Here is a 20,099-nt window from a genome sequence, read left to right on the forward strand (position 1 = left end):
GAAAGATCACGATAAGCCACTCTTGACGGAGTGAGCACTCACTCCGCAGAATCTGGGTATGACCGAACCCCGCAGGCGGGCCTCGCCCATGAGCCCTGACCAGCGCCGCGCGATGATCGTCGCGGCCGCGTTGCCCCTCGTCGTCGAGCACGGCGCCGCCGTCACCACCGCCCAGGTCGCCCGCGCCGCCGGGATCGGCGAGGGCACCGTCTTCCGCGCGTTCGCGGACAAGGACGCGCTGCTGCTCGCGTGCATGGCCGAGGCGCTGCGCGCCGACGACACCCTCGCCCACGTCCGCGCCATCGACCTCGACCAGCCCCTCGCCGACCGCCTCGTCGAGGCGGTGGAGACGCTGCGGGCGTACATGACCCGGATGGGCGCCGTCGCCGGCGCCCTCGGCCACCTCGCCGAACGCCGCCGTGACCCCGCCGAACGCCCCGACCCGGACCGCCGCACCCGCGCGATGACCGCGACCGTCGACGCCCTCGCCGTCCTGTTCGAACCCGAACAGGATGAGCTGCGCCGCGACCCCGAATACCTCGCCCGCGTGTTCCACACCCTCGTCCTGGCCGGCGGCGACGCCACCGACCTCGTCGACCTGTTCCTCAACGGCGCGATCCTGGCCGCACACCCGCAAAACGGTGGACAACCGGCACCCGGCGCGGCGAAGGTGCAGCATGGACATCCTTCGCCAGCATGAGATCGCCGAGGCCGGCCATCGGATTCTCAACCCGTTCACGGACGACAAGCTGATGCTGCTCGGCGAGGTGTGCCGGCTCGGACCGGGACAACGCCATCTCGACCTCGCCTGCGGCAAGGGCGAGATGCTGTCGCGGTGGGCCGACGTCTACGGCACCGTCGGCGAGGGCGTCGACATCAGCGAGGTGTTCCTCGCCGCCGCCCACGAACGGGCCAGGGAACTCGGCGTCAGCGACCGCGTCACGTTCCGGCACGGCGACGCCGGCAAGGACGTCCCCGCCGACGCGTCCTACGACGTGGTGTCCTGCATCGGCGCCACCTGGATCGGCGGCGGCCTGGCCGGCACCGTCGAGCTGCTGCGCCCCGCGCTGCGCCCCGGCGGGCTGCTGCTCATCGGCGAGCCGTACTGGACCGCGACCCCACCGACCGGCGTCCCCGCCGAGCTCGCCGAGTTCACATCGCTGCTCGGCACCCTCGACCGGCTCGAAGCGGCCGGGCTCAGCCTGGTCGAGATGGTCCTCGCCGACCGCGACTCTTGGGACCGGTACGTGGCGGCGCAGTGGTGGACCGTCGACGCCTGGCTGCGCGAGCACCCCGCCCACCCCGACGCCGACGACATGCGCCGGTACCTCGACCAGTGCCGGCGCACCCATCTGGAATACCAGCGGGAATTTCTCGGCTGGGGCGTCTTCGTCTGTCGAGACGCGCCGGGCCGCTCCGAGGTATCAGGCGACAGCACCTGACATCTCGACAAGGAGCACCGATGGACGACGAACTGCAGCGCCTCGGCCGGCTCGCCGGCACCTGGAAGGTCACCGGCGGCGCCACCGGCATCACCACCTACGAATGGCTCGACGGCGGACACTTCCTGATCCAGCGCGGCGTCCTGGACCACGACGGGCACCGCGTGTCGATGACCGAGATCATCGGCCGGGAGCGCAGGTTCGGTGAGGAGCCCGGCACCGAGATCAAGGCCCGGGCGTACGACGCGGACGGCAACACCCTCGACTACGTCTACGACCTCGACGGCGACACCCTCACCATCTGGGGCGGGTTCAAGGGCTCACCCGGCTACTTCCGCGGCACCTTCGACGCCACCGGCGACACGCTCACCGGAGACTGGGTGTGGCCGGGTGGCGGCTACCACGCCGAGATGGAGCGGATCGCGTGAAGTACCTGTTACTGGCGTACACCAGCCTCGCCGAGTGGGACAGCGTCGACGTGACGTCGGAGGAGTTCCTGGCCTCCTGCGCGTTCTACGCAGACCTGATCAAGGAACTGACCGAGTCCGGTGAGCTGCTGGGCACCGAGGGCCTCGGCCACCCGGCGCTGTCGCACACCGTGCGCCGCGGGTCCCTGGTCAGCGAGGGCCCGTTCGCGGAGACCGGCGAGGTCCTCGCGAGTTTCGCAATCCTCGACTGCGACGGGCAGGACCGGGCCCTGGCCATCGCGGCGCGGATCGCCGACGCCGTCGGCGACACCGTCGAGGTCCGCCCGATCATGCATGGCTGACCTGCCGGTCACCGCCGAGCACCTGCGTGACCTGGTCCCGCAGGTGCTCGGCGCGCTCGTGCGCCGCTACGGGCACTTCGACACGTGCGAGGACGCCGTGCAGGAGGCGCTGCTGGCCGCCGCGACCCAGTGGCCGGCGCAGGGTGTGCCGGCGGAGCCACGCACCTGGCTGATCCGGGTCGCGTCGCGGCGCCTCGTCGACCTGCTGCGCAGCGAGCAGGCCCGGACCCGCCGCGAGGCCGCCTGGCAACCGCCGGTGCCGCCGGCGGTGTCGTGCGAAGACGACTCGCTGACCCTGCTGTTTCTGTGCTGCCACCCGGCGCTGAACGCGCCCGCGCAGCTCGCGCTGACCCTGCGCGCCGTCGGCGGCCTCAGCACCGCCGAGATCGGCCGGGCCCTGCTCACCCCCGTCACCACCGTGGCGCAGCGGATCAGCCGCGCCAAGGCACAGCTCAAAGGCGCGACGTTCCGGCTGCCCGCGCCGGAGGAGTTCGACGAGCGCCTCGACGTGGTTCTCGCCGTGCTGTACCTCAGCTTCACCGAAGGCTACGTCGGCACCACCGGCGACACCCTGGACCGGGTCGAGCTCGCCGCCGAGGCGATCCGCCTGACCCGCCTCCTGCACGCCCGGCTCCCCGGCCGCGGCGACGTCGGCGGCCTGCTCGCCCTGATGCTGCTCACCCACGCCCGCCGGGACGCCCGCACCGGCCCCGGCGGTGTCCTCGTGCCCCTCGACGAGCAGGACCGCACCCGCTGGGACCACACCGCGATCGCCGAGGGCGTCACGCTGGTCACCGCGGCGCTGCGGGCCGGCCCGCCCGGCTTCTACCAGCTGCAGGCGGCGATCGCGGCCGTGCACGCCGAGGCGGACCACCCGCGGGACACCGACTGGCCGCAGATCCTGGCCCTGTACCGGCTGCTCGGCGCCGTCACCGACAGCCCAGTCGTCACCCTGAACCGGGCCGTCGCCGAGGCGATGGTGCACGGCCCGGCGGCCGGCCTCACCGTCCTCGACACCGTCGCCGGCGACCCTCGGCTGGCCCGCAGCCACCGGCCGGCCGCGGTCCGCGCGCACCTGCTGGCACTGTCCGGCGCGCACGCGGAGGCGTCGCGCTGGTTCCGGACCGCGGCCCGCCTCACCACCAACCGGGCGGAGCAGCGGCACCTGCTGACCCGCGCCGGCGACCCGGCGGCACCACCGACGTGACCGTCACAGCCGTCACAGCCGTCACCGCCGTCACAGCCGTCACAGCCGTCACCGCCGGCGCAGCTGGTTGCCGGGCGGCGGTGGGCCGTGGCCGGGTTCCCGTGGGAGCAGGCCCGGGTCGGCCAGCAGCTGCGGGATCCTGCGGTACCAGCTGCGATGGTTGCGCCCCAGCCGCGCGTCGGCGGCGGCGGCGGTGGCCGCGTCGGCGAGCCGCTGACGGTCGAGCACACCGTCCAGCGCCAGCCGGACCAGCGCGACCCGCCAGGTGTTGCCGGGGTTCCAGTACCGTTCGGAGCCCAGCAGGGCCTTCTGGACCCCGGGCGCCGGCTCGAACAGCGCCCAGACCGACCGGTCGGCCAGGGCCGGGTCGGCGCGGACGGCGTCGGTGACGGAGTCGCTGAACAGCAGGCCCCGGACCATCAGCACGAGATAGTCCGCGGACGTGCCGTCGGGTTGCCAGACCCCGGCCAGCTCCAGCTGCCGCACGCGCCGCCAGATGTCCCACCAGATCGGGCCGAACAGACCGACCTCGGTCTCGGCGGCCTCGGCGCGCAGGGTGGCCTCCGTGAACGCCCGCCGCCATTCGGGTGTCCGGGACGTGAGGACCCGGCCGATGTCGGCCACCGGTGGATGCAGGAACACGTATGAGCCCATCCGCCGCGCGACGTCGGCGGGACCCACGGCCAGGGCCACGACGGCCCGGGTCAGCAGGCGCCGGCTCCAGGCCTGGTCGGTCAGGTCCTGCCGCACGTCCGGTCCGGGGACCGTGCACAGCCGTCGACGCAGCGCCTCCCAGGCCCCCGCTCGCACAGCATCAGCCCCGGCGAGGCCGGGTAGGGCGGCGAGGACACCGTCGCTGTCATCAGCGTCGAACAACGCGACCACGGCAGACACTGAACGCACGTCGGGCATCGCACCAGGATGACGTACCCGGGGCTGCCGAGCGGTGCCGGCCGGACACCGCGCGCCAGCACACGGGTCAGCCACGGGTGCAACACGATCAGGGCGACCGCGCCCCCGGCGACCGCAAGCCCCGCCGGGACGAGACCGTCCACGGGCCATTCGCCGCGGGTCACGCCGCCGACCAGGTTGCCGTTCAGCGCGACGTACACCACCGCCGCGCCGACCGCCGTCCAACCCGCCGCCGTGCGCACCTGGAGCATGCCGACAGTCTCGCCATCGGCGGCTGTGAGTCCTCTGAGCCGACCTGAGCCCGATCTCAGGCAACGGTCACTTCCGCGAGCACACCAGGTCGACCGACTGATCCGACGACGCGGTCACGGTGACGGTCGTGTCGATGCAGCCGTCGCCGAGACCCCGCACCGACAACCGGTACCTGCCGGGGTCGAGGGTGAACGTGAACTCCTCGCCCGCCGCCAGGTCCCGCCGGCCGACCTCGGTGCCGCCCTGCCGCACGATCACCGTCCCCGCCTCGCCGTGGGCCGTCGAGCCCGGCGGCCCGCCCGAGACGACGATCGAGCCGTGGACGGTCCCCGGCGGCCCGCCCGGCCCGCCACCGCAACCGGTCAGGACGAACGCGGCAAGGACAACCGCGACCACGTGACGCGTCATGTCGTCAGTATCAGCGTCCCGTCGTCGTCGGTGTGCACGTCGTACACCCGCAGTGGCGGCTGGCCCGTGCTCGAGCAGCCGGTCGCCAGGTCGTACACGTGCTGGTGCAGCGGGCAGATCACGACCTTCGCGTCGATCAGCCCGTCGGCGAGCGGCCCGCCGGCGTGCGGGCACACCGCGGACACCGCGCGCAGCGCACCGGACCGCAGCCGGAACACCGCGACCTGGTGACCGTCGACGGCGTAGGCGCGGCCCTCACCGACGGGGATCTCCTCGAGCGGCCCGAGCCGGTGCGTCTGCACCGCGTCCACGCTCATCGGACCGGCACCTGCGGCAGCACGACCAGCGGCAGTGCGGTGCGGAACTGTCCGGGCACCGTCGGGTCCTGCCCTTCCTTCCACGGGTCGCGGTACGCGGCCACGGCCGCCTCCATCCGTTCGTCGAGGCCCGCGCCGAGCCCCTCGCTGTCCAGCACGATGAGGTCGCGGAGCCGTTCGATGCCCAGCCGCGGCACGAACGCGTAGGTGCGTTCCAGCCAGTTCGCGTTCTCCCGGTAGTACTGCAGGAACCGCCCGGTCAACGTCATCACCTCGGCCGGGGTGTCAACCGTGGCGAGCAGGTCGCCCTTGCGGATGTGGGCGCCGGCGGCGCCGCCGACGTAGATCTCCCACCGGCCGCCGTCGATGGCCACGACGCCGAGGTCCTTCACATACGCCTCAGCGCAGTTGCGCGGGCAGCCGGTGACGGCGAGCTTCATCTTCCCCGGGCTTTCCAGGCCCTGGAACCGGGTCTCGATCGCGATGCCGAGCGCGGTGGAGTCGCCGACGCCGAACCGGCAGTAGTCGGAGCCGACGCACGTCTTCACGGTGCGCATGCTCTTGCCGTACGCGTAGCCCGACGGCATGTCCAGGTCCGCCCAGACGGCCGGCAGGTCCTCCTTGCGGATGCCGAGCAGGTCGATGCGCTGCCCGCCGGTGAGCTTGACGAGCGGCACCGCGTACTTGTCGGCGACGTCGGCGATGCGCCGCAGCTGCGCCGGGGTGGTGACGCCGCCCTTCATCTGCGGCACCACCGAGAACGTCCCGTCCCGCTGGATGTTGGCGTGGACCCGGTCGTTGATGAACCTGGCGCCGCGTTCGTCGACGTAGTCGTCGCCCCACAGCATCCGCAGCAGCGACACGAGCCCCATCTTGCTCTTCGCGTCCTCCTCGCCACCGGCGAGCGCGTCGAAGACGGCGGAGACGCTGCGCAGGTTCTGCGCGCGGATCGCCGCGATGAGTTCCGGTTTCGGCAGCGGTACGCCCGGCACGTACCAGTTGGCGGCCGGGTCCTCGTCCGCGGCGCCTCCGGCGGCCCAGTCCACGATCTGCTTGACGAGGGACTTGCAGGAGCCGCAGCCCTTCCCGGCCCGGGTGCGCTCCATGACCCCGGACAGCGTTTTCATCGTGCTTGTTGCTTCCACGATCGCTGTCTTGCTCACGCCGTTGCAGTTGCAGACCTGGGCGTCACCGGCGAGTTCCCCTGCCGACGTTTCGTCTGACGGCCCGCCGAGGTCGAACAGCAGCCGGACCCGTTCCTCCGGTAGCGGCAGCCCCTGGTCGAACGCCTGCATCAGGTATCCGACCTTGCCGACGTCGCCGAGCAGGGTCGCGCCGACGAGCCGGTCGTTGCGGATGATGACGCTCTTGTACACGCCGCGGCTGGGCTCGGAGAACACCACGAACTCGTCGCCGGGTGCCGGGGTGGTGATCCCCATCGCGGCCACGTCGACGCCGGCGACCTTGAGTTTCGTCGCGGTCCGCGACCCGTGGTAGGCGGCCTTCGGGTTGACGCCGGTGAGGTGGTCGGCGAGCACCCGGGCCTGCTCCCACAGCGGCGCGACCAGCCCGTACGTCTCGCCGCGGTGCTGGACGCACTCCCCCACCGCGTAGATGTCCGGCTCGTCGAGGCAGCGCAGCTGGTCGTCCACGACGATGCCGCGCTCGACGGTGAGGCCGCTGACCTCGGCGAGGCCGGTGTTGGGCCGGATCCCTGCGGCGACGACGACCATGTCGCACGGGATCACCCGCCCATCAGCGAAGCGGACGCCCTCGACCTTCGCCTTTCCTTCGATCGCGGCGGTACGGGCGGCAAGCTCGACGGTGATCCCGAGCCGCTCGACGCTCGCCTTCAGGATCGCCCCGCCCTGGGCGTCCAGCTGCGCGTTCATCAGGTGCCCGGCGGCGTGCACGAGGGTCACGTCGACCCCGTACTGCTGCAGCCCGCGCGCGGCCTCCAGGCCGAGCAGCCCACCGCCGATGACGACGGCCCGCTCGTGGTCCCGCGCGTAGCGGATCATGCCGCGGGTGTCGTCGATCGTCCGGAACGTGAACACGCCCTGGTGGTAGCCGCGCTTCGGGTGGTGCATGTTCTCGATCGGCGGGATGAACGGCCGGCTGCCGGTGGCGATGATCAGCTTGTCGTACCGCAGCTCGTTGCCGGTCGAGTCCAGCACGACCTTCGCGAACCGGTCGACGCGCTCGACCCGGATCCCGGCACGCAGGTCGATGCCGTTCGTGGCGTACCAGGGCAGGCTGTTGAGGAAGATCCCGTCCTCCTCGTCGGCCCCGGACAGCACGTTGCTCAACATGATCCGGTTGTAGTTGCCGTACGGCTCCTCACCGAACATCGTGATGTTGAACTGGTCCCGGCCTCCGCGTTCGAGGATCTCCTCCACCGCCCGCGCTCCGGCCATCCCGTTGCCGACGACCACGAGCCGCTGCCTGTCCGGCATGGCTATACCTCCACCAGGCCGAGGTCCACGACGATCGCCCCCGCCACGCCCTCCGGCGCGCCGACGAGCAGCTCCACGACCGTCCCGCCGTCGAGGTCCTCGACGACCCGCAGCGGCACGTGGACGTCGCTCTTCGCGCCGATCGGGAAGTACCGCATCGGCCGCCCGTCCCGGGTCAGCACCACGTAGACGAGCTCACCGGTGGTGTTGCCGCCGCGGAAGTACACCGTCTGCGCGATCACCCCGACCGGCACCGTGTAGACGAGCGCCGCGTCGAGAGGCACCGGCGACTCGATCCCCTTGCCGACGAACGGGAACACACCCTGCAGGAAACGTGGCGTCGTCTGCACCTCTGCCGTCCTCTCCGCAGGACCGGCACGGGCGGCCCTGGCTGCCCCTGATGGTGTCCAGCCGCCGTTACACCCCAATACCGCACTTGTTACGCGCCGTGGTGCGTGTCCTCTTCGCCCCCACCCGCACACTGTGAACTGTGATCACGCAACGGCAACGGGTCGCCGCGTACGGGGTGTGCCAGCAAGATGAACACCTTCTCCTGGCCCGGTGGGTCTCGCCTGACGGTTCCCGGCGGCACTGGACGCTGCCCGGCGGCAAGGTCGAGCACGCCGAGGACCCGTTCGACGCGGTCGTCCGGGAGGTGGCCGAGGAGACGGGTTACCAGGTCCGGGTCGAGGAGCTGCTCGGCATGGACTCCCGGGCGAGGCAGGTGGAACGGGGCGCCGAGCTGCATCACGTGGGCATCTTCTACCGGGTCCAGGTCGTCGGCGGAGCGCTCCGCCATGAGACCGGCGGCTCGACCGACCTGACGCGCTGGGTCCCGCTACCCGAAGTCCGCACCCTGCCGCGTGCCGTCATCGTCGACGTCGGGCTCGAGCTGCACCGGAGGCTGCCGCCGACCGGCCACGTGGACCCGATCCAGGCCGGTGGGCTGCTGCGGCACTGACCGAATCCGCGCGACAGACAGCCCGGATCGTCTGGACCACGCCGGGAAACAGCAAAGGCAAGGAGAAGCTTCTCCTTGCCACATTCAACGTATATCGCACCCCGGGGCTTGCGGCAAGACCCGGGTGAGGGCGCAGAATCTCCAGCCGTGGCCAGAACCTGACGAAATCAGGGGTTCGCGGCGAATTGGGGGGTTCTCATGGTCGAGATGTTTGACGTGATCGTCGCCGGTGGCGGGCCGACCGGCATGATGCTGGCCGGTGAGCTGCGGCTGCACGGGGTGGGCGTGCTCGTGCTGGAGAAGGAGACCGAACCGACCAAGGTGGTGCGGGCGCTCGGCATCCACGCCCGCACCATCGAGATCATGGATCAGCGGGGGCTGCTGGACCGGTTCCTCGAGCTCGGCCGTAAACATCCGCTCGGCGGGTTCTTCGCCGGCATCACCAAGCCGCAGCCGGACCGGTTGGACACCTCGCACGCCTACGTGCTGAGCATCCCGCAGACCATCACCTCCAGGCTGCTGACCGGGCACGCCGCCGAGGCCGGCGCCGAGATCCGCACCGGCGCCGAACTCGTGGCGCTCAGCCAGGACGGCGACGGGGTGAGCGCCGAACTCGCCGACGGCACGGTGCTGCGGTCGCGGTACCTCGTCGGCTGCGACGGTGGCCGCAGCACCGTGCGCAAGCTCGCCGGCGTCGGGTTCCCCGGCGAGGCGTCCACGGTCGACACGCTGCTGGGCGAGATGGAGCTGACCGCGTCGGCGCAGGAGCTGGCCGCGGTGATGACCGAGGTCCGCCGGACCCAGCTGCGGTTCGGGGCGATGCCGCTCGGCGACGGCGTGTTCCGGGTGGTCGTGCCCGCCGCCGGGGTGGCCGAGGACCGGGTCACGCCGCCGTCGTTCGAGGAGTTCCGGCAGCAGCTGCGGGCGACCGGCGGGACCGACTTCGGGGTGCACTCGCCGCGCTGGCTGTCCCGGTTCGGCAACGCCACCCGCCTCGCCGAGCGGTACCGGACCGGCCGGGTCCTGCTGGCCGGGGATGCGGCGCACGTGCACCCGCCGGTCGGCGGGCAGGGGCTCAACCTCGGCATCCAGGACGCGCACAACCTGGGCTGGAAACTGGCCGCGGCGGTGCGCGGGTGGGCGCCGGAGGGGCTGCTGGACACGTACCACACCGAGCGGCACCCGGTCGCCGCCGGCGTGCTGGACGACACCCGCGCGCAGATGCAGCTGATGTCGCTGGACCCGGGCGCTCAGGCGGTGCGCCGCCTGGTGACGCGGCTGATGGAGTTCGAGGAGGTGAACAGCTACCTCATCGAAAAGATCATTGCGATCGGGATCCGGTACGACCTGGGCGACGCCCATCCGCTCCTGGGCCGGCGGCTGCGGGACGTGCCGCTGAAGAACGGCCGCCTGTTCGAGCTGCTGCGCACCGGCCGTGGGCTGCTGCTGGACCGCACCGGTGGGCTGTCGGTGGCGGGCTGGACGGACCGGGTCGACCACGTGGCCGACGCCGCCGAAGACGTGCCGGCGGTGCTGCTGCGGCCGGACGGGCACGTCGCCTGGGCCGGCGCCGACCAGGAGGACCTTGTCGAGCACCTGCCCGCCTGGTTCGGCGCCGCGCAGCACTGAACGCCGCGACACGCTGAAACGCCGGCAGCTCAGCCGATCTGGGCGCCGTACACGTGCTCGACCGTCATCACCATCAGGACCCGCCGGTCGGACACCATCACCGAGCGGTACTCGTCCCAGTCGGGGTGTTCGCCGGCGGCCCGCTGGTAGTAGTCGACGAGGGCGTTCACCTCGGGGCCGTGCGGGTCGGTGCCCGGCCCGGTGAGCGTCGCGATGCCCTCGGCGGTCGCCCACGCCGTGCCGTCGGGGCTGGTGACCTCCAGGGTCGCGCGTGGGTCGCGGCGCAGGTTCGCGGTCTTCGCGCGGCCCTGCGTCATCGACACGTAGATGACGCCGGCGGCCCGGTCGTAGAACGGCAGGACGGGTGACAGCTGCGGACGGCCGTCGGCCTTGATCGTGGCGAGGACACCGAGCCGGCTCGCGACGAGCAGGTCGCGTGGGTCGTACGTCATGAGGGCATCATCAACTTTCCGGGTAGTGGTTCGGGGTGCAGCCGTCGGTGACGCTGGCCGTCGCCGCGGCGATCACGGCGTCCAGGCGGTCGCGGGTGGCGGCGAGGCCGGTGATCTGCGTGTCGATGCGGTCCCGTTCGGAGGCGAGCAGCGCCAGGGTCTGCGGGGTGGCGTAGCCGGTGTACACGCACGGCAGCAGCTCCAGGATGCGGCGGCTGGACAGGCCCGCCGCGTACAGCTGCTGCACCAGCACGACCCGGTCGACGGCGCCGTCGGGGTAGGTGCGCTGCCCGCTGGGGGTGCGGTCGGCGCCGAGCAGACCCTGCTCCTCGTAGTAGCGCAACGCCCGCACGCTGACACCGGCCTTCACCGCCAGCTCACCGATCCGCATGCTCACCGATCCGCATGTGGTGCACCCCTCACTTGCCTCTGACGTCAGCGTCAGGTTTTAGCGTAGCCGACATGGAGATCAACGGATCGGTTGCGCTCGTCACGGGCGCCAACCGTGGCCTCGGCCGGCACTTCGCCCTGGAACTGCTCAACCGCGGCGCGGCAGCGGTGTACGCGACGGCCCGCGACCCGCGCGGCGTCGACCTGCCCGGGGCGCGGGTGCTGCGCCTGGACATCACCGACCCCGGCAGCGTCGCAGCCGCCGCCGACGCCGCGCAGGACGTCAACCTGCTGGTCAACAATGCGGGCGTGGCCACGGGCACCAACCTTCTCGACGGCGACCTGGACCGGATCCGGCTCGAGATGGAGACGCACTACTTCGGCACGCTGCAGGTCGTGCGGGCGTTCGCGCCGGTCCTGGCCCGCAACGGCGGCGGCGCCATCCTCAACGTCCTGTCGCTGCTGTCGTGGGCCAACTACGACGGCGCCAACGCCTACAGCGCCGCGAAGGCCGCCCAGTGGAGCCTCACCAACGGCATCCGTCTCGAACTGGCGCGGCAGGGCACCACCGTCACCGGCGTGCACCTGGGCGCCGCCGACACCGACATGATGGCCGGGTTCGACGTGCCGAAACTGGACCCGGCGTACGTGGCCGCGACCGCCCTCGACGGGGTCGCCTCCGGCCGGCCGGAGGTCCTCGTCGACGACGCCAGCCGCGCCGCGAAGGCCGCTCTGGTCTAGGTTTTCCGGGTGCCGTCACTCGTGACACCCGCGCTGCCCGCCGGGACCCTCGCCGCGCTCACCCAGCCGTCCCTGGACGGCGACGGCGGGCTGCGGCTGCGGCCCTGGCGGGCGGCGGACGCGGACACCGTCGTCGCCGCCTACACCGACCCCGACATCCAGCGCTGGCACTGCCGGACGATGACGCCCGGCGAGGCCCGCGACTGGATCGACCGGTGGCCGGCCCGGTGGCAGGCCGGGACCGGCGCCGGCTGGGCGGTCACCGACGGCGGTGCCGTCGCCGGGCAGATCAGCCTGCGCCGCATCGACCTCGCCGAGGCCCTGGCCGAGGTGTCGTACTGGGTGCTGCCGCACGCCCGTGGCCGCCGCGTCGCCGGGCGGGCCCTGGCGGCGCTGACCGGCTGGTCGTTCGGCACGCTGGGCCTGCACCGGGTCGAGGTCTGCCACTCCACCGCGAACCTCGCGTCGTGCCGGGTGGCGTCCCGCGCCGGATACGCCCTGGAGGGCACGAAACGCGGCGAGGCCCGCCACACCGACGGCTGGCACGACATGCACCTGCACGCCCGGATCTCCTGAACCGGTATCGTGCGGTTCGTGACGGGGCGGATGCTGGTGACGGGTTCGACCGGTTCGCTGGGTCGCCGGGTCTACGAACGTGCCCGCGCCGCCGGCTGGACCGCGACCGGCACGTGTTTCACGACCCCCGCCGCCGCCGACCTGCGCCTCGACATCCGGGACCGGGCCGCGGTCGACGCCGCCCTGCGTGACCTGCGACCCGACGTCGTGATCCACACGGCGGCCGGCCGGGACCGCGGCGACTGGCGGTCCCTCGCCGACGGCGCCGCCCACGTCGCGCTCGCCGCCGCCGCGACCGGCGCCCGGCTGGTCCACATCTCCAGCGACGCCGTGTTCTCCGGCCGGGAGGTCCACTACACCGAGGACGCCCTGCCCGACCCGACGTACCGGTACGGTGCCGCGAAGGCCGCCGCCGAGACCGCCGTGCAGGCGATCGCGCCCGCCGCGGTCCTCGTGCGGACCTCGACGATCCTCGGCGACGGCCGCGGCGCCCACGAGGTCCTCACCCACGCCCTGTCCTCGGGCGCGGTGACAGGCGCCCTGTTCACCGACGAGATCCGCATGCCGGTCCACGTCGACGACCTCGCCGACGCCCTCATCGAACTCGCCGGCACCGACGTGGCCGGCCCGCTGCACGTCACCGGCCCGGAGCCGGTCAGCCGCTACGACCTGGGCCTGATGGTCGCCGCCCGGGACGGCCTCGACCCGGCGTCGATCCCGGCCGCCCGCAGCGCCGACGTCCTGCCCGGCCGGCCCCTCGACGTCCGGCTCGACTGCACCCTGGCGCGGTCGCTGCTGCGCACCCCGCTGCGCCCGGTGTCGGAGTTCATGACGTCGTGATCGCCGACGCGAACCTGCGGCTGGCGCTGCTCGACGAGGTGTCCGTGGCCCGCGCCGGCGACTACTACTGGCTGTCGACGCTGCGGGAGCCGTACACCGCGCACCGGGCCGTCGCCGGCGGGCCGCAGTGGGACGACCTGGAGGCCCGGCTCGGCATCGACCGCCTGCCGGAGCTGGAGGATTTCCTGCGGACCCTGCCGCTGCCGACCGGCGAGCTCGCCGCCGTCACCCACCTGTGCCTCGACGGCGACCGCGAGGTGTACACCGTGTTCCCCGGCTGGTGGCACTTCGGCAACCACTTCGACATCGCCGCCCTGGACGGGATCGGGATGTGCCCGGCGGTCACCGACCTCACCCTCGGCCAGGGCATGTTCAGCGACTGCAGCCTCGCCCCGCTCACCGGGCTGCCGGACCTGCGGCACCTGCGGATGTGCGCCCTGGACCGGTGGGTCGACGTCGACGCCCTGCCCGCGATCGCGTCGCTGCGGACCCTGGACGTCGCGAACCTCGGCAGCGCCCGCGACGCCGGGGCGTGGCGGCCGGTCCTCGCCGCCCTGCGCGGCAACGGGGTGACGGTCACCGGCTGAGGGCTCCCAGCAGGGCCGAGGCGACCAGGGCGACCACCCGGTCGGCGTCGTGCGCCAGCTGCCGCAGCACGATCTGCGCACGGTCCGCCGGCAACTCGGCGAGCGCCTGCGTCAGCCGGATCCGGGCCGCGGCGTCGGCTCCGGCGATCTCGCTGGTCAGGGCCTGCATGATCTGGTCCGCGCACTCCGGGTCGACGGCGAGGGTTCCCAGGACCTCGGCCGCCTCGACGTCGTTGGCGCCGTCGACGATCATCCCGACGAGCGCCGGCACCGCCGCGGCCACGCCGCGGGCGCCGAGGGCCAGCGCGGCGGGCCCCCGCACCGCCGGCTCCGGGTCGCCGAGCGCGCCGGCGAGGGCCGCGGTCGCCTCGTCGCCGGGTAGTTCGGCGAGCGCCATGACCGCGCGCCGCCGGACACCGGCGTCCGGGGACTGGACGCCGGCGGCGACACCCGCCACGCCGTCGGCGCCGGCCCTGGCCAGGGCCCACCGCAGGGCACCGGCGACGTTCGGGTCGGACTCGGTGAGGACCGCCCGGGCCAGGACGTCGGTGGGGATCGGCGCGTCCTCGGCCGGCGCGAGGACCGCCTGCTGCCGGCGGGCGGCGCTGGGCGAGTTGAGCCCGTGCAGCAGCTCGACGATGCGCAGGACGCCCTGCCACCCGCCGGGCGCCGACGCGTCGACGGCCCGGAGCCGCTCCAGCAGCTCCTGCTCCCGCTGCAGCCGGTCCTCGGTGCGCCGGATGAGGTCACCGACCAGCGCGGCCGGTTCGAACCCGGGGTCCTGCAGGGCGCGGGCGACCTGCCGCAGCGACAGGCCCAGCGTCCGCAGGCTCTCCACGTGGAAGATCCGGCGGATGTCGTCGGCCTCGTATTCGCGGTAGTTGCCGACGGTGCGGCCCGACGGCCGGACCAGGCCGAGGGACTCGTAGTGGCGCAGCATCCGGGTGCTCACCCCGGAGCGGCGGGCCACCTCACCGATCAGCACGCGGCCCCCTCGACCCATTCGGGGCCGAGCGCGACGATGCGCCGGGCCGCCTCGACGTCCGGGTCGAACGCGGCGTCCGGGTCCCGCAGGAGCTGGTGCGTGGCCTTGGCGTGCGCGCGTACGGCAGGGTCGGTGCTCGCCAGCGCCGGTCCCAGTGCCGCCTCGGCCGCGTCCGGCAGCGCGGCGAGGGCCCGGCTGAGGCTCAGCTGGACGGTGCGGTCGCCACGGCCGAGCTGCGTGACAAGTTCCGCGGCCAGCCCGGCCTGCTCCCCATCGGGCACGAGGACGACCGCGGCCCGCCACGCGCTGCGGGCGACCTCGTCGTCGGCGTCGCGCAGCAGCGCCCGGGTGATCGCCGGCCACGCGCCCCGGTCCCCGATCTTGGACAGGGTGTGCAGCGCCTGGCTGCGGGCCTGCGCCTGCCCCGTCTCGAGTTCCGTGCGGAGTCTGGGCAGCGTGAGCTGCGCCGGCTGGCGGGTCAACGCCCAGGTGAGCATGTCCCGGACGTAGAAGTCCGGCTCGACGGCGCACCGGGCCACGAGCGCGTCGACCAGGCCTGGGTCCGGGTGCGTGCCGGCCGCGAGGGCCGCCTGCAGCCGGGTCGATGGGTTCGCGGCGCGCAGCGCGTCCACGAGTCCGGGTTGGTATGTGGGGTTGACGGGGACCACCTCCTGCACCCCAGTGAAGACCTTGTCACAGTGTCAGGGTCAAGCCGCGGTCATGGCAGCCGCACCGAGACGTTGCCCCGGTGCTCGCCGCGCAGCATCGACAGGAACGCGCCGGGTACACCGTCGATGTCGGTCTCCAGGACAGTCCGCGGGTACACGAACCGTCCCTGTTCGAGCGAGGCGCGGAAGTGCTCGTGCCAGGCGGCGATCTGCTCCGGCAGGTGGTAGCAGGAGAACGGCAGTAGCTCGACCTGCCCGGCCAGGGCGGCCGCCGGGTCCGGCGCCGGGTACCGGTCGGCGGCCGCGCCCAGCTGCGTGGACAGCGACCCGCACAGGGCGAACCGCGCGCCCGGTGCGGCGGCTCGGAGCGCGGCGTCGTACAACGCCCCGCCGACGGTGTCGAAGAAGACGGTGATGCCGTCCGGCGCGAGTGCCTTGAGCGCGGCGACCGGGTCACGGTGGTAGTCGAATGCGGCGTCGAAGCCGAGCTCGTCGACGAGGTAGTCGACCTTGGCCCGGCTGCCGGCGCTGCCGATGACCTTCGCCGCGCCCAGGTTCCGGGCGATCTGCCCGGCCAGCGAACCGACGCCGCCGGCCGCTCCGGACACGAACACGACGTCGCCGGCGCCGACCTTGGCCACGTCCGCCATGCCGTGGTATGCCGTCGGTCCCTGCGCCAGGTGGTAGCTCGGGTCCGGGTAGGCGGCGGGGTCCAGTTTGACGTAGGCGGCCGCCGGGCCCGCCGAGTGCGTGCTCCAGCCGCTCATCGACTGCACGAGGTCGCCCTCCTTCAGGTCCGGGGCGGCCGAGGTCAGCACGGTGCCGATCGCCGTGACGCCGACCCGCTGACCGGGCTGCCAGGCGGGGATCGGCAGGTGGCAGTCGGGGCGCATGAGTTCCAGGTAGGTGGCGGCCAGGCCCACGTAGTCGGTGCGGACGACGACCTCGCCGTCGACCGGTGTCTCGGCGACGGTGAAGTGCCCGGGTCCGGGGACGCCGGTGATCTGGCTGGTCAGGTGAACCTCACGAGTGATCATGTCGGTGAACCTACGGAGGCTTCCGGCCAGTTCCTGACCGGAAGTCCCGGGATGCTCGACGACGTGGCCAACACCAGCTCCCGCACGCTCACCCTGCTGTCGTTGCTGCAGACGCACCGGCACTGGCCCGGCGCCCAGCTCGCCGACCGTCTCGGGGTTTCCGAACGTACGCTGCGCCGCGACGTCGACCGCCTGCGCGAACTGGGCTACCCGGTGCAGGCGTCCCGGGGCACCGACGGCGGCTATCAGCTGGCCCCGGGGGCCGTGCTCCCGCCGTTGCTGCTCGACGACGACGAAGCCGTCGCGCTGGCGGTCGGCATGGCCGACGCCACCCAGAGCGGCATCGCCGGTGCGCAGGAGGCGGCGGTCCGCGCGCTGACCAAGGTCGTGCAGGCCCTCCCGCCGCGCCTGCGGACCAGGGTGAACGCGCTGCGGGCGATGACCGTCTCCGCGCCGTCCACCGGCCCGGTCGTCCCGGCGGAGGTGCTGACCGCGATCGCCCGGTCCTGCCGGGACGACGAACGGCTGCGCTTCCACTACACCACCCGCGGCGGCACGCAGACCGAACGTGAGGTGGAGCCGCACCGCCTGGTCGCTCTCGGCGGCCGCTGGTACCTGGTCGCCTACGACCTGACCAGGCACGACTGGCGCAGTTTCCGGCTCGACCGGCTGAGCGAGCCGCGCAACACCGGCGCCGCGTTCCGGCAGCGGCCGCTGCCCGGCGGGGACGCGGCAGCGTTCGTGCGCACCTCAGCGCAGGTCCCGGCCGCGTACACGGTGGTCGTGCTGGTCCACGCGCCCGCCGGACGTGTCCGGCCGCTGGTCGGTCAGTGGGGCGCAGTCGAGCCGGTCGGCCCGGACCGTTGCCGGCTCACGATGGTGTCCACCAGCCTGGACTGGCCCACCCAGGCGCTGGGCAACATCGGCGCGGAGTTCGAGGTGATCGGACCGCCGGAGTTCGTCGCTCACCTCAGGGACTGGGGTGAGCGGTTCCTCAACGCGGCCGGGTGAACCGGGCCCGGGATCCGGACGCCTGACCCTATGTGCGGTCCGGTCCGGGGCTGCCGCTGATGGACTCCTGGTAGATGTCGGCGTACGTGCGTGAGTCCTTGATCAGGCCGTCGGCGAAGGCGGCGACGTCGGTGCCGATGAGCCCGAGCACCCCCTTGCCGGCCGCGGCGCCCTCCTCGAAGAAGTCGACGATCCCCGGCAGCAGCCCGCCGTCGGGCAGGTCGACCGGTCCGACCTTGAACAGGTACCGCTGCAGCTCCTTGTAGACGATCTGGTAGTCCGGCGGGAGGGCCTTGACCCGGGCCACGTGCGCCCGCCACTGCTTCTTGCCTTCGATGATGTCCTGGATTCCCATGTCAGCCTCCCAGCCGGGCCAGTTTCCGTGCGACGTTGCTGTTCAGCTGTTCCCGCCACCGGTCGCGGTAGGTGCGGGCGCCCGCGCCGCCGGCCAGCGCCGCGGCGAAGCCCGCGATGTCGTCGCCGAGCACCTCGCCCAGGCTCAGCTCGTCGGCCGCTCCTTCTTCCAGCAGCGCCAGGGCGGAGTCCATGATCGGTGTCAGGTTGCGGCCGGTGAAGTCCGCGTACGGGGCGGTGTGGGCCTTGATCTGTTCCCACGCGGCCCGGTAGTCCGCCGGCAGCGCCGCCGCCCGGGTCTCGAAGGCCTGCCACTGCCTGGTGAGATCGTTGCCGGTGATGGTGTCCCAGAAGCTCATCTCCCACCCTCCTTGAGCTTGTCGATGCGTGATGAGACGTACTGCCATTTCGCCCAGAACGTGGCGAGTTCCGCCCGTCCGGCGTCGTTGAGGGCGTAGAACTTGCGCGGCGGGCCGACCTCGGACGGTCGTTTCGTCACCTGGACGAGCCCGTTGCGCTCCAGCCGCAGCAGGATGGTGTACACGGTGCCCTCGACGACCTCGGTGAAGCCGAGCTCGTTCAGCCGGCGGGTGATGGCGTACCCGTAGGTCTCCTCACCGCCGATGATCTCCAGGACGCAGCCCTCGAGGGTGCCTTTCAGCATTTCCGTCAGGTCGTCCACCGCACCTCCCCGCCACTCCCTCTGGTACCTCGTACCACTTGGTACCACTACACGGTACCACTACATAGCGGCTGTCCGTCAACCGAGATGCGGCACCAACCCGGCGTTGACCTGGGGTATCTGCCTGGTGACCGCCAGCTGAGATGATCACGCGATGGAACGGGTCAACAGTCGCGTGGTGTATCAGAACCCCTGGATGGTCGTCCGGGAGGACGAGATCCGGCATCCGGACGGAACTGCGGGCATCTTCGGCGTGGTGGAGAAGCCCGACTTTGCGCTGGTCATGCCCCGCTGGCGGGATGGCTTCTGGCTGGTCGAGCAGTTCCGACGAGCGTTCACAGACCAGGAGATCGCCGGGATGATCCGCTCGGAGCAGATCGTGGATGCGCCGTCGCTGGCGGCGCTGACGCTCTTCCAGCTCCAACTGTCGTCCGACAACCCGCAGTGTTGAGAAGGTCCAGGGTGCTGGTCGAGATCGAGATGATGCGCGAGTTGTCCTGGAGCCCCTTCCCGATTGCACGGATCGACACCCCGATCGGGCGGACGGCGGTGCCCTGGCGCGGCGCACCGGATGCGCCGCTCGGCCGGCATCGCGTCGAGTGGACGATCGACACCGACATCACCTGGGGTCTGACCGCGAAGCCCGCAGACGAGACCGGGCCCGCCATCCTGGCCGGCGGCCACTGCGTGATTCTGCGCGGACATCTGCGCCTGGATCCCGACGGCGTCGGTGTGCTCGATCTCAGCGGCTCGTCGATCCTGCTGGAGTTCGACGAACTCCCTCCCCCAGACGTTGACGGCACCTGGATTCAGATCCACGTCCCCCACAAAGACGTCCATCTGTATCCATACGAGCTCTGAGCCTGTTCACACGCCCTGGCCCGCGGTGCGCTGACAGCACTTGAACCTGCGGATCTCCGTCAGCCTCGAGACACGCGACGCTCACCGCGTGAGCAGCTACAGCATGTCCAGCAGCGTATCGATTCGAGCCGCCAGCACGGCGTCCATGTCCCCCTCCACGCGAACGATGACGACCAGGTCGCCCGGCGACCGCGCCAAATGCACCATCAGCGGGGGAACGCCCTGCAACGGATACTGGAACCACCCGTCGGCCGACTCGTCATTCGTCCCGTCCAGCGCACCGGTCAGCGCAGCCTCGTCGAGATGGTCGTACGGGTAGCCGATGTGCTTGCTGATCAGTTCCATCGCCCGGACAACGTTGTCCTCCTGCACCCACCCGCCGACGGAGGACGCTGCGTCAGTGGTGTTGCCCTCGACGCGGTGTGTGGGCGGCCCGCTCGGCCGGGGCCCGGCCCGCAGCAGCTCATCGGCCTGCGCGTCATAGCAGTCCAGGCCGTAGGAGTTCGCGAGCGCGGGGAGCTCCGCAGTGTCCTTCCATCGGAACGGCAACGTCAACCCCACA

Annotated in this window: 28 protein-coding genes; 14 read left to right on the forward strand and 14 right to left on the reverse strand. The window is 72.2% G+C overall.

From position 1 onward, the window contains the following. Positions 1-58: 58 nt before the first annotated feature. Genes ACFPIJ_RS34585 through ACFPIJ_RS34605 form a run of 5 tightly spaced genes read left to right on the forward strand, consistent with a single transcriptional unit; the run spans position 59 to position 3,418 of the window. Positions 59-700: a TetR/AcrR family transcriptional regulator gene (locus ACFPIJ_RS34585; protein WP_380121516.1), complete on the forward strand. Its 642-nt coding sequence runs from the start codon at positions 59-61 to the stop codon at positions 698-700. Then, positions 678-1,442, forward strand: a complete 765-nt coding sequence (locus ACFPIJ_RS34590) for an SAM-dependent methyltransferase (RefSeq protein WP_380121518.1) — start codon at positions 678-680, stop codon at positions 1,440-1,442. Before ACFPIJ_RS34585 ends, ACFPIJ_RS34590 begins: the two co-directional genes overlap by 23 nt. 20 nt (positions 1,443-1,462) lie before the next feature. Further along, a complete protein-coding gene (locus tag ACFPIJ_RS34595; RefSeq protein ID WP_380121520.1) occupies positions 1,463-1,870 on the forward strand; it encodes an NHL repeat-containing protein in 408 nt (135 codons plus the stop codon). Next, positions 1,867-2,211 (forward strand): YciI family protein, encoded by a 345-nt coding sequence (locus tag ACFPIJ_RS34600; RefSeq protein ID WP_380121521.1) that lies wholly within the window; start codon positions 1,867-1,869, stop codon positions 2,209-2,211. The genes ACFPIJ_RS34595 and ACFPIJ_RS34600 overlap by 4 nt, the downstream gene beginning before the upstream one ends. Beyond that, positions 2,204-3,418 (forward strand): RNA polymerase sigma factor, encoded by a 1,215-nt coding sequence (locus ACFPIJ_RS34605; RefSeq protein WP_380121523.1) that lies wholly within the window; start codon positions 2,204-2,206, stop codon positions 3,416-3,418. The genes ACFPIJ_RS34600 and ACFPIJ_RS34605 overlap by 8 nt, the downstream gene beginning before the upstream one ends. A gap of 48 nt (positions 3,419-3,466) precedes the next feature. Here the strand turns inward: ACFPIJ_RS34605 and ACFPIJ_RS34610 are convergent, their stop codons facing one another. From ACFPIJ_RS34610 to ACFPIJ_RS34630, 5 genes are all read right to left on the reverse strand, one after another. Then, complete coding sequence (locus tag ACFPIJ_RS34610; RefSeq protein WP_380121525.1) at positions 3,467-4,321, reverse strand: hypothetical protein; 855 nt, start codon at positions 4,319-4,321, stop codon at positions 3,467-3,469. A 327-nt stretch (positions 4,322-4,648) separates the two neighbouring features. Beyond that, positions 4,649-4,990 (reverse strand): hypothetical protein, encoded by a 342-nt coding sequence (locus tag ACFPIJ_RS34615; RefSeq protein ID WP_380121527.1) that lies wholly within the window; start codon positions 4,988-4,990, stop codon positions 4,649-4,651. Continuing rightward, on the reverse strand, positions 4,987-5,307 hold the full coding sequence (locus ACFPIJ_RS34620) for a Rieske (2Fe-2S) protein (RefSeq protein ID WP_380121529.1): 321 nt from the start codon (positions 5,305-5,307) through the stop codon (positions 4,987-4,989). Before ACFPIJ_RS34620 ends, ACFPIJ_RS34615 begins: the two co-directional genes overlap by 4 nt. Further along, positions 5,304-7,763, reverse strand: coding sequence for a nitrite reductase large subunit NirB (gene nirB / locus ACFPIJ_RS34625; protein ID WP_380121532.1), 2,460 nt, complete (start codon positions 7,761-7,763; stop codon positions 5,304-5,306). Before nirB ends, ACFPIJ_RS34620 begins: the two co-directional genes overlap by 4 nt. A 2-nt stretch (positions 7,764-7,765) precedes the next feature. After that, positions 7,766-8,113, reverse strand: a complete 348-nt coding sequence (locus ACFPIJ_RS34630) for a molybdopterin oxidoreductase (RefSeq protein WP_380121534.1) — start codon at positions 8,111-8,113, stop codon at positions 7,766-7,768. A gap of 140 nt (positions 8,114-8,253) precedes the next feature. Between ACFPIJ_RS34630 and ACFPIJ_RS34635 the strand changes: the two genes are divergently transcribed. Together ACFPIJ_RS34635 and rox are read left to right on the forward strand one after the other, a co-directional pair. After that, complete coding sequence (locus tag ACFPIJ_RS34635; protein WP_380121536.1) at positions 8,254-8,724, forward strand: NUDIX hydrolase; 471 nt, start codon at positions 8,254-8,256, stop codon at positions 8,722-8,724. 207 nt (positions 8,725-8,931) lie between these two features. After that, a complete protein-coding gene (gene rox, locus ACFPIJ_RS34640) occupies positions 8,932-10,353 on the forward strand; it encodes a rifampin monooxygenase (protein WP_380122067.1) in 1,422 nt (473 codons plus the stop codon). A 29-nt stretch (positions 10,354-10,382) separates the two neighbouring features. Here the strand turns inward: rox and ACFPIJ_RS34645 are convergent, their stop codons facing one another. Further along, positions 10,383-10,805, reverse strand: coding sequence for a PPOX class F420-dependent oxidoreductase (locus ACFPIJ_RS34645; RefSeq protein ID WP_380121538.1), 423 nt, complete (start codon positions 10,803-10,805; stop codon positions 10,383-10,385). A 10-nt stretch (positions 10,806-10,815) separates the two neighbouring features. Then, entirely contained in the window at positions 10,816-11,196 is a 381-nt protein-coding gene (locus ACFPIJ_RS34650; protein WP_380121541.1) for a MerR family transcriptional regulator, read from the reverse strand. Between the two features lie 71 nt (positions 11,197-11,267). Here ACFPIJ_RS34650 and ACFPIJ_RS34655 point away from each other — a divergent pair, with 71 nt between their 5' ends. Genes ACFPIJ_RS34655 through ACFPIJ_RS34670 form a run of 4 tightly spaced genes read left to right on the forward strand, consistent with a single transcriptional unit; the run spans position 11,268 to position 13,939 of the window. Next, positions 11,268-11,936 carry an SDR family oxidoreductase gene (locus ACFPIJ_RS34655; RefSeq protein WP_380121543.1) on the forward strand — a complete coding sequence of 223 codons (669 nt, stop codon included), beginning with the start codon at positions 11,268-11,270 and terminating at the stop codon, positions 11,934-11,936. 9 nt (positions 11,937-11,945) lie between these two features. Then, entirely contained in the window at positions 11,946-12,512 is a 567-nt protein-coding gene (locus tag ACFPIJ_RS34660) for a GNAT family N-acetyltransferase (RefSeq protein WP_380121545.1), read from the forward strand. A gap of 18 nt (positions 12,513-12,530) precedes the next feature. Continuing rightward, positions 12,531-13,352 carry a sugar nucleotide-binding protein gene (locus ACFPIJ_RS34665; protein WP_380121548.1) on the forward strand — a complete coding sequence of 274 codons (822 nt, stop codon included), beginning with the start codon at positions 12,531-12,533 and terminating at the stop codon, positions 13,350-13,352. Continuing rightward, positions 13,349-13,939, forward strand: a complete 591-nt coding sequence (locus tag ACFPIJ_RS34670) for a DUF6892 domain-containing protein (protein ID WP_380121549.1) — start codon at positions 13,349-13,351, stop codon at positions 13,937-13,939. Before ACFPIJ_RS34665 ends, ACFPIJ_RS34670 begins: the two co-directional genes overlap by 4 nt. On the opposite strand, the gene ACFPIJ_RS34675 is transcribed toward ACFPIJ_RS34670, so the two are convergent. Genes ACFPIJ_RS34675 through ACFPIJ_RS34685 form a run of 3 tightly spaced genes read right to left on the reverse strand, consistent with a single transcriptional unit; the run spans position 13,929 to position 16,629 of the window. Continuing rightward, a complete protein-coding gene (locus tag ACFPIJ_RS34675) occupies positions 13,929-14,924 on the reverse strand; it encodes a HEAT repeat domain-containing protein (RefSeq protein WP_380121551.1) in 996 nt (331 codons plus the stop codon). The two genes, ACFPIJ_RS34670 and ACFPIJ_RS34675, sit on opposite strands and share 11 nt — an antisense overlap. Beyond that, entirely contained in the window at positions 14,918-15,592 is a 675-nt protein-coding gene (locus ACFPIJ_RS34680) for a HEAT repeat domain-containing protein (protein ID WP_380122069.1), read from the reverse strand. Before ACFPIJ_RS34680 ends, ACFPIJ_RS34675 begins: the two co-directional genes overlap by 7 nt. A gap of 50 nt (positions 15,593-15,642) precedes the next feature. Continuing rightward, positions 15,643-16,629, reverse strand: coding sequence for a zinc-binding dehydrogenase (locus ACFPIJ_RS34685; RefSeq protein ID WP_380121553.1), 987 nt, complete (start codon positions 16,627-16,629; stop codon positions 15,643-15,645). Positions 16,630-16,680: 51 nt separating this feature from the next. Between ACFPIJ_RS34685 and ACFPIJ_RS34690 the strand changes: the two genes are divergently transcribed. Further along, positions 16,681-17,640, forward strand: a complete 960-nt coding sequence (locus ACFPIJ_RS34690; protein WP_380121555.1) for a helix-turn-helix transcriptional regulator — start codon at positions 16,681-16,683, stop codon at positions 17,638-17,640. A gap of 28 nt (positions 17,641-17,668) precedes the next feature. On the opposite strand, the gene ACFPIJ_RS34695 is transcribed toward ACFPIJ_RS34690, so the two are convergent. The 3 genes from ACFPIJ_RS34695 to ACFPIJ_RS34705 are packed head-to-tail and all read right to left on the reverse strand — an operon-like array spanning position 17,669 to position 18,676. Further along, complete coding sequence (locus ACFPIJ_RS34695) at positions 17,669-17,995, reverse strand: DUF1048 domain-containing protein (RefSeq protein ID WP_380121557.1); 327 nt, start codon at positions 17,993-17,995, stop codon at positions 17,669-17,671. 1 nt (position 17,996) lies between these two features. After that, positions 17,997-18,353: a DUF1048 domain-containing protein gene (locus tag ACFPIJ_RS34700; protein ID WP_380121560.1), complete on the reverse strand. Its 357-nt coding sequence runs from the start codon at positions 18,351-18,353 to the stop codon at positions 17,997-17,999. Then, a complete protein-coding gene (locus ACFPIJ_RS34705) occupies positions 18,350-18,676 on the reverse strand; it encodes a PadR family transcriptional regulator (RefSeq protein WP_380121563.1) in 327 nt (108 codons plus the stop codon). The genes ACFPIJ_RS34700 and ACFPIJ_RS34705 overlap by 4 nt, the downstream gene beginning before the upstream one ends. 154 nt (positions 18,677-18,830) lie before the next feature. Here ACFPIJ_RS34705 and ACFPIJ_RS34710 point away from each other — a divergent pair, with 154 nt between their 5' ends. Both ACFPIJ_RS34710 and ACFPIJ_RS34715 read left to right on the forward strand, forming a co-directional pair. Then, a complete protein-coding gene (locus ACFPIJ_RS34710; RefSeq protein WP_380121565.1) occupies positions 18,831-19,127 on the forward strand; it encodes an NUDIX hydrolase in 297 nt (98 codons plus the stop codon). Positions 19,128-19,138: 11 nt separating this feature from the next. After that, positions 19,139-19,537, forward strand: coding sequence for a hypothetical protein (locus ACFPIJ_RS34715; protein ID WP_380121566.1), 399 nt, complete (start codon positions 19,139-19,141; stop codon positions 19,535-19,537). A gap of 96 nt (positions 19,538-19,633) precedes the next feature. Here the strand turns inward: ACFPIJ_RS34715 and ACFPIJ_RS34720 are convergent, their stop codons facing one another. Beyond that, entirely contained in the window at positions 19,634-20,092 is a 459-nt protein-coding gene (locus tag ACFPIJ_RS34720; RefSeq protein ID WP_380121568.1) for a hypothetical protein, read from the reverse strand. Positions 20,093-20,099: the final 7 nt, after the last annotated feature.

It is taken from the genome of Dactylosporangium cerinum, assembly GCF_042653625.1.
In the GTDB taxonomy this organism is placed as follows: Bacteria; Actinomycetota; Actinomycetes; order Mycobacteriales; family Micromonosporaceae; genus Dactylosporangium; species Dactylosporangium cerinum.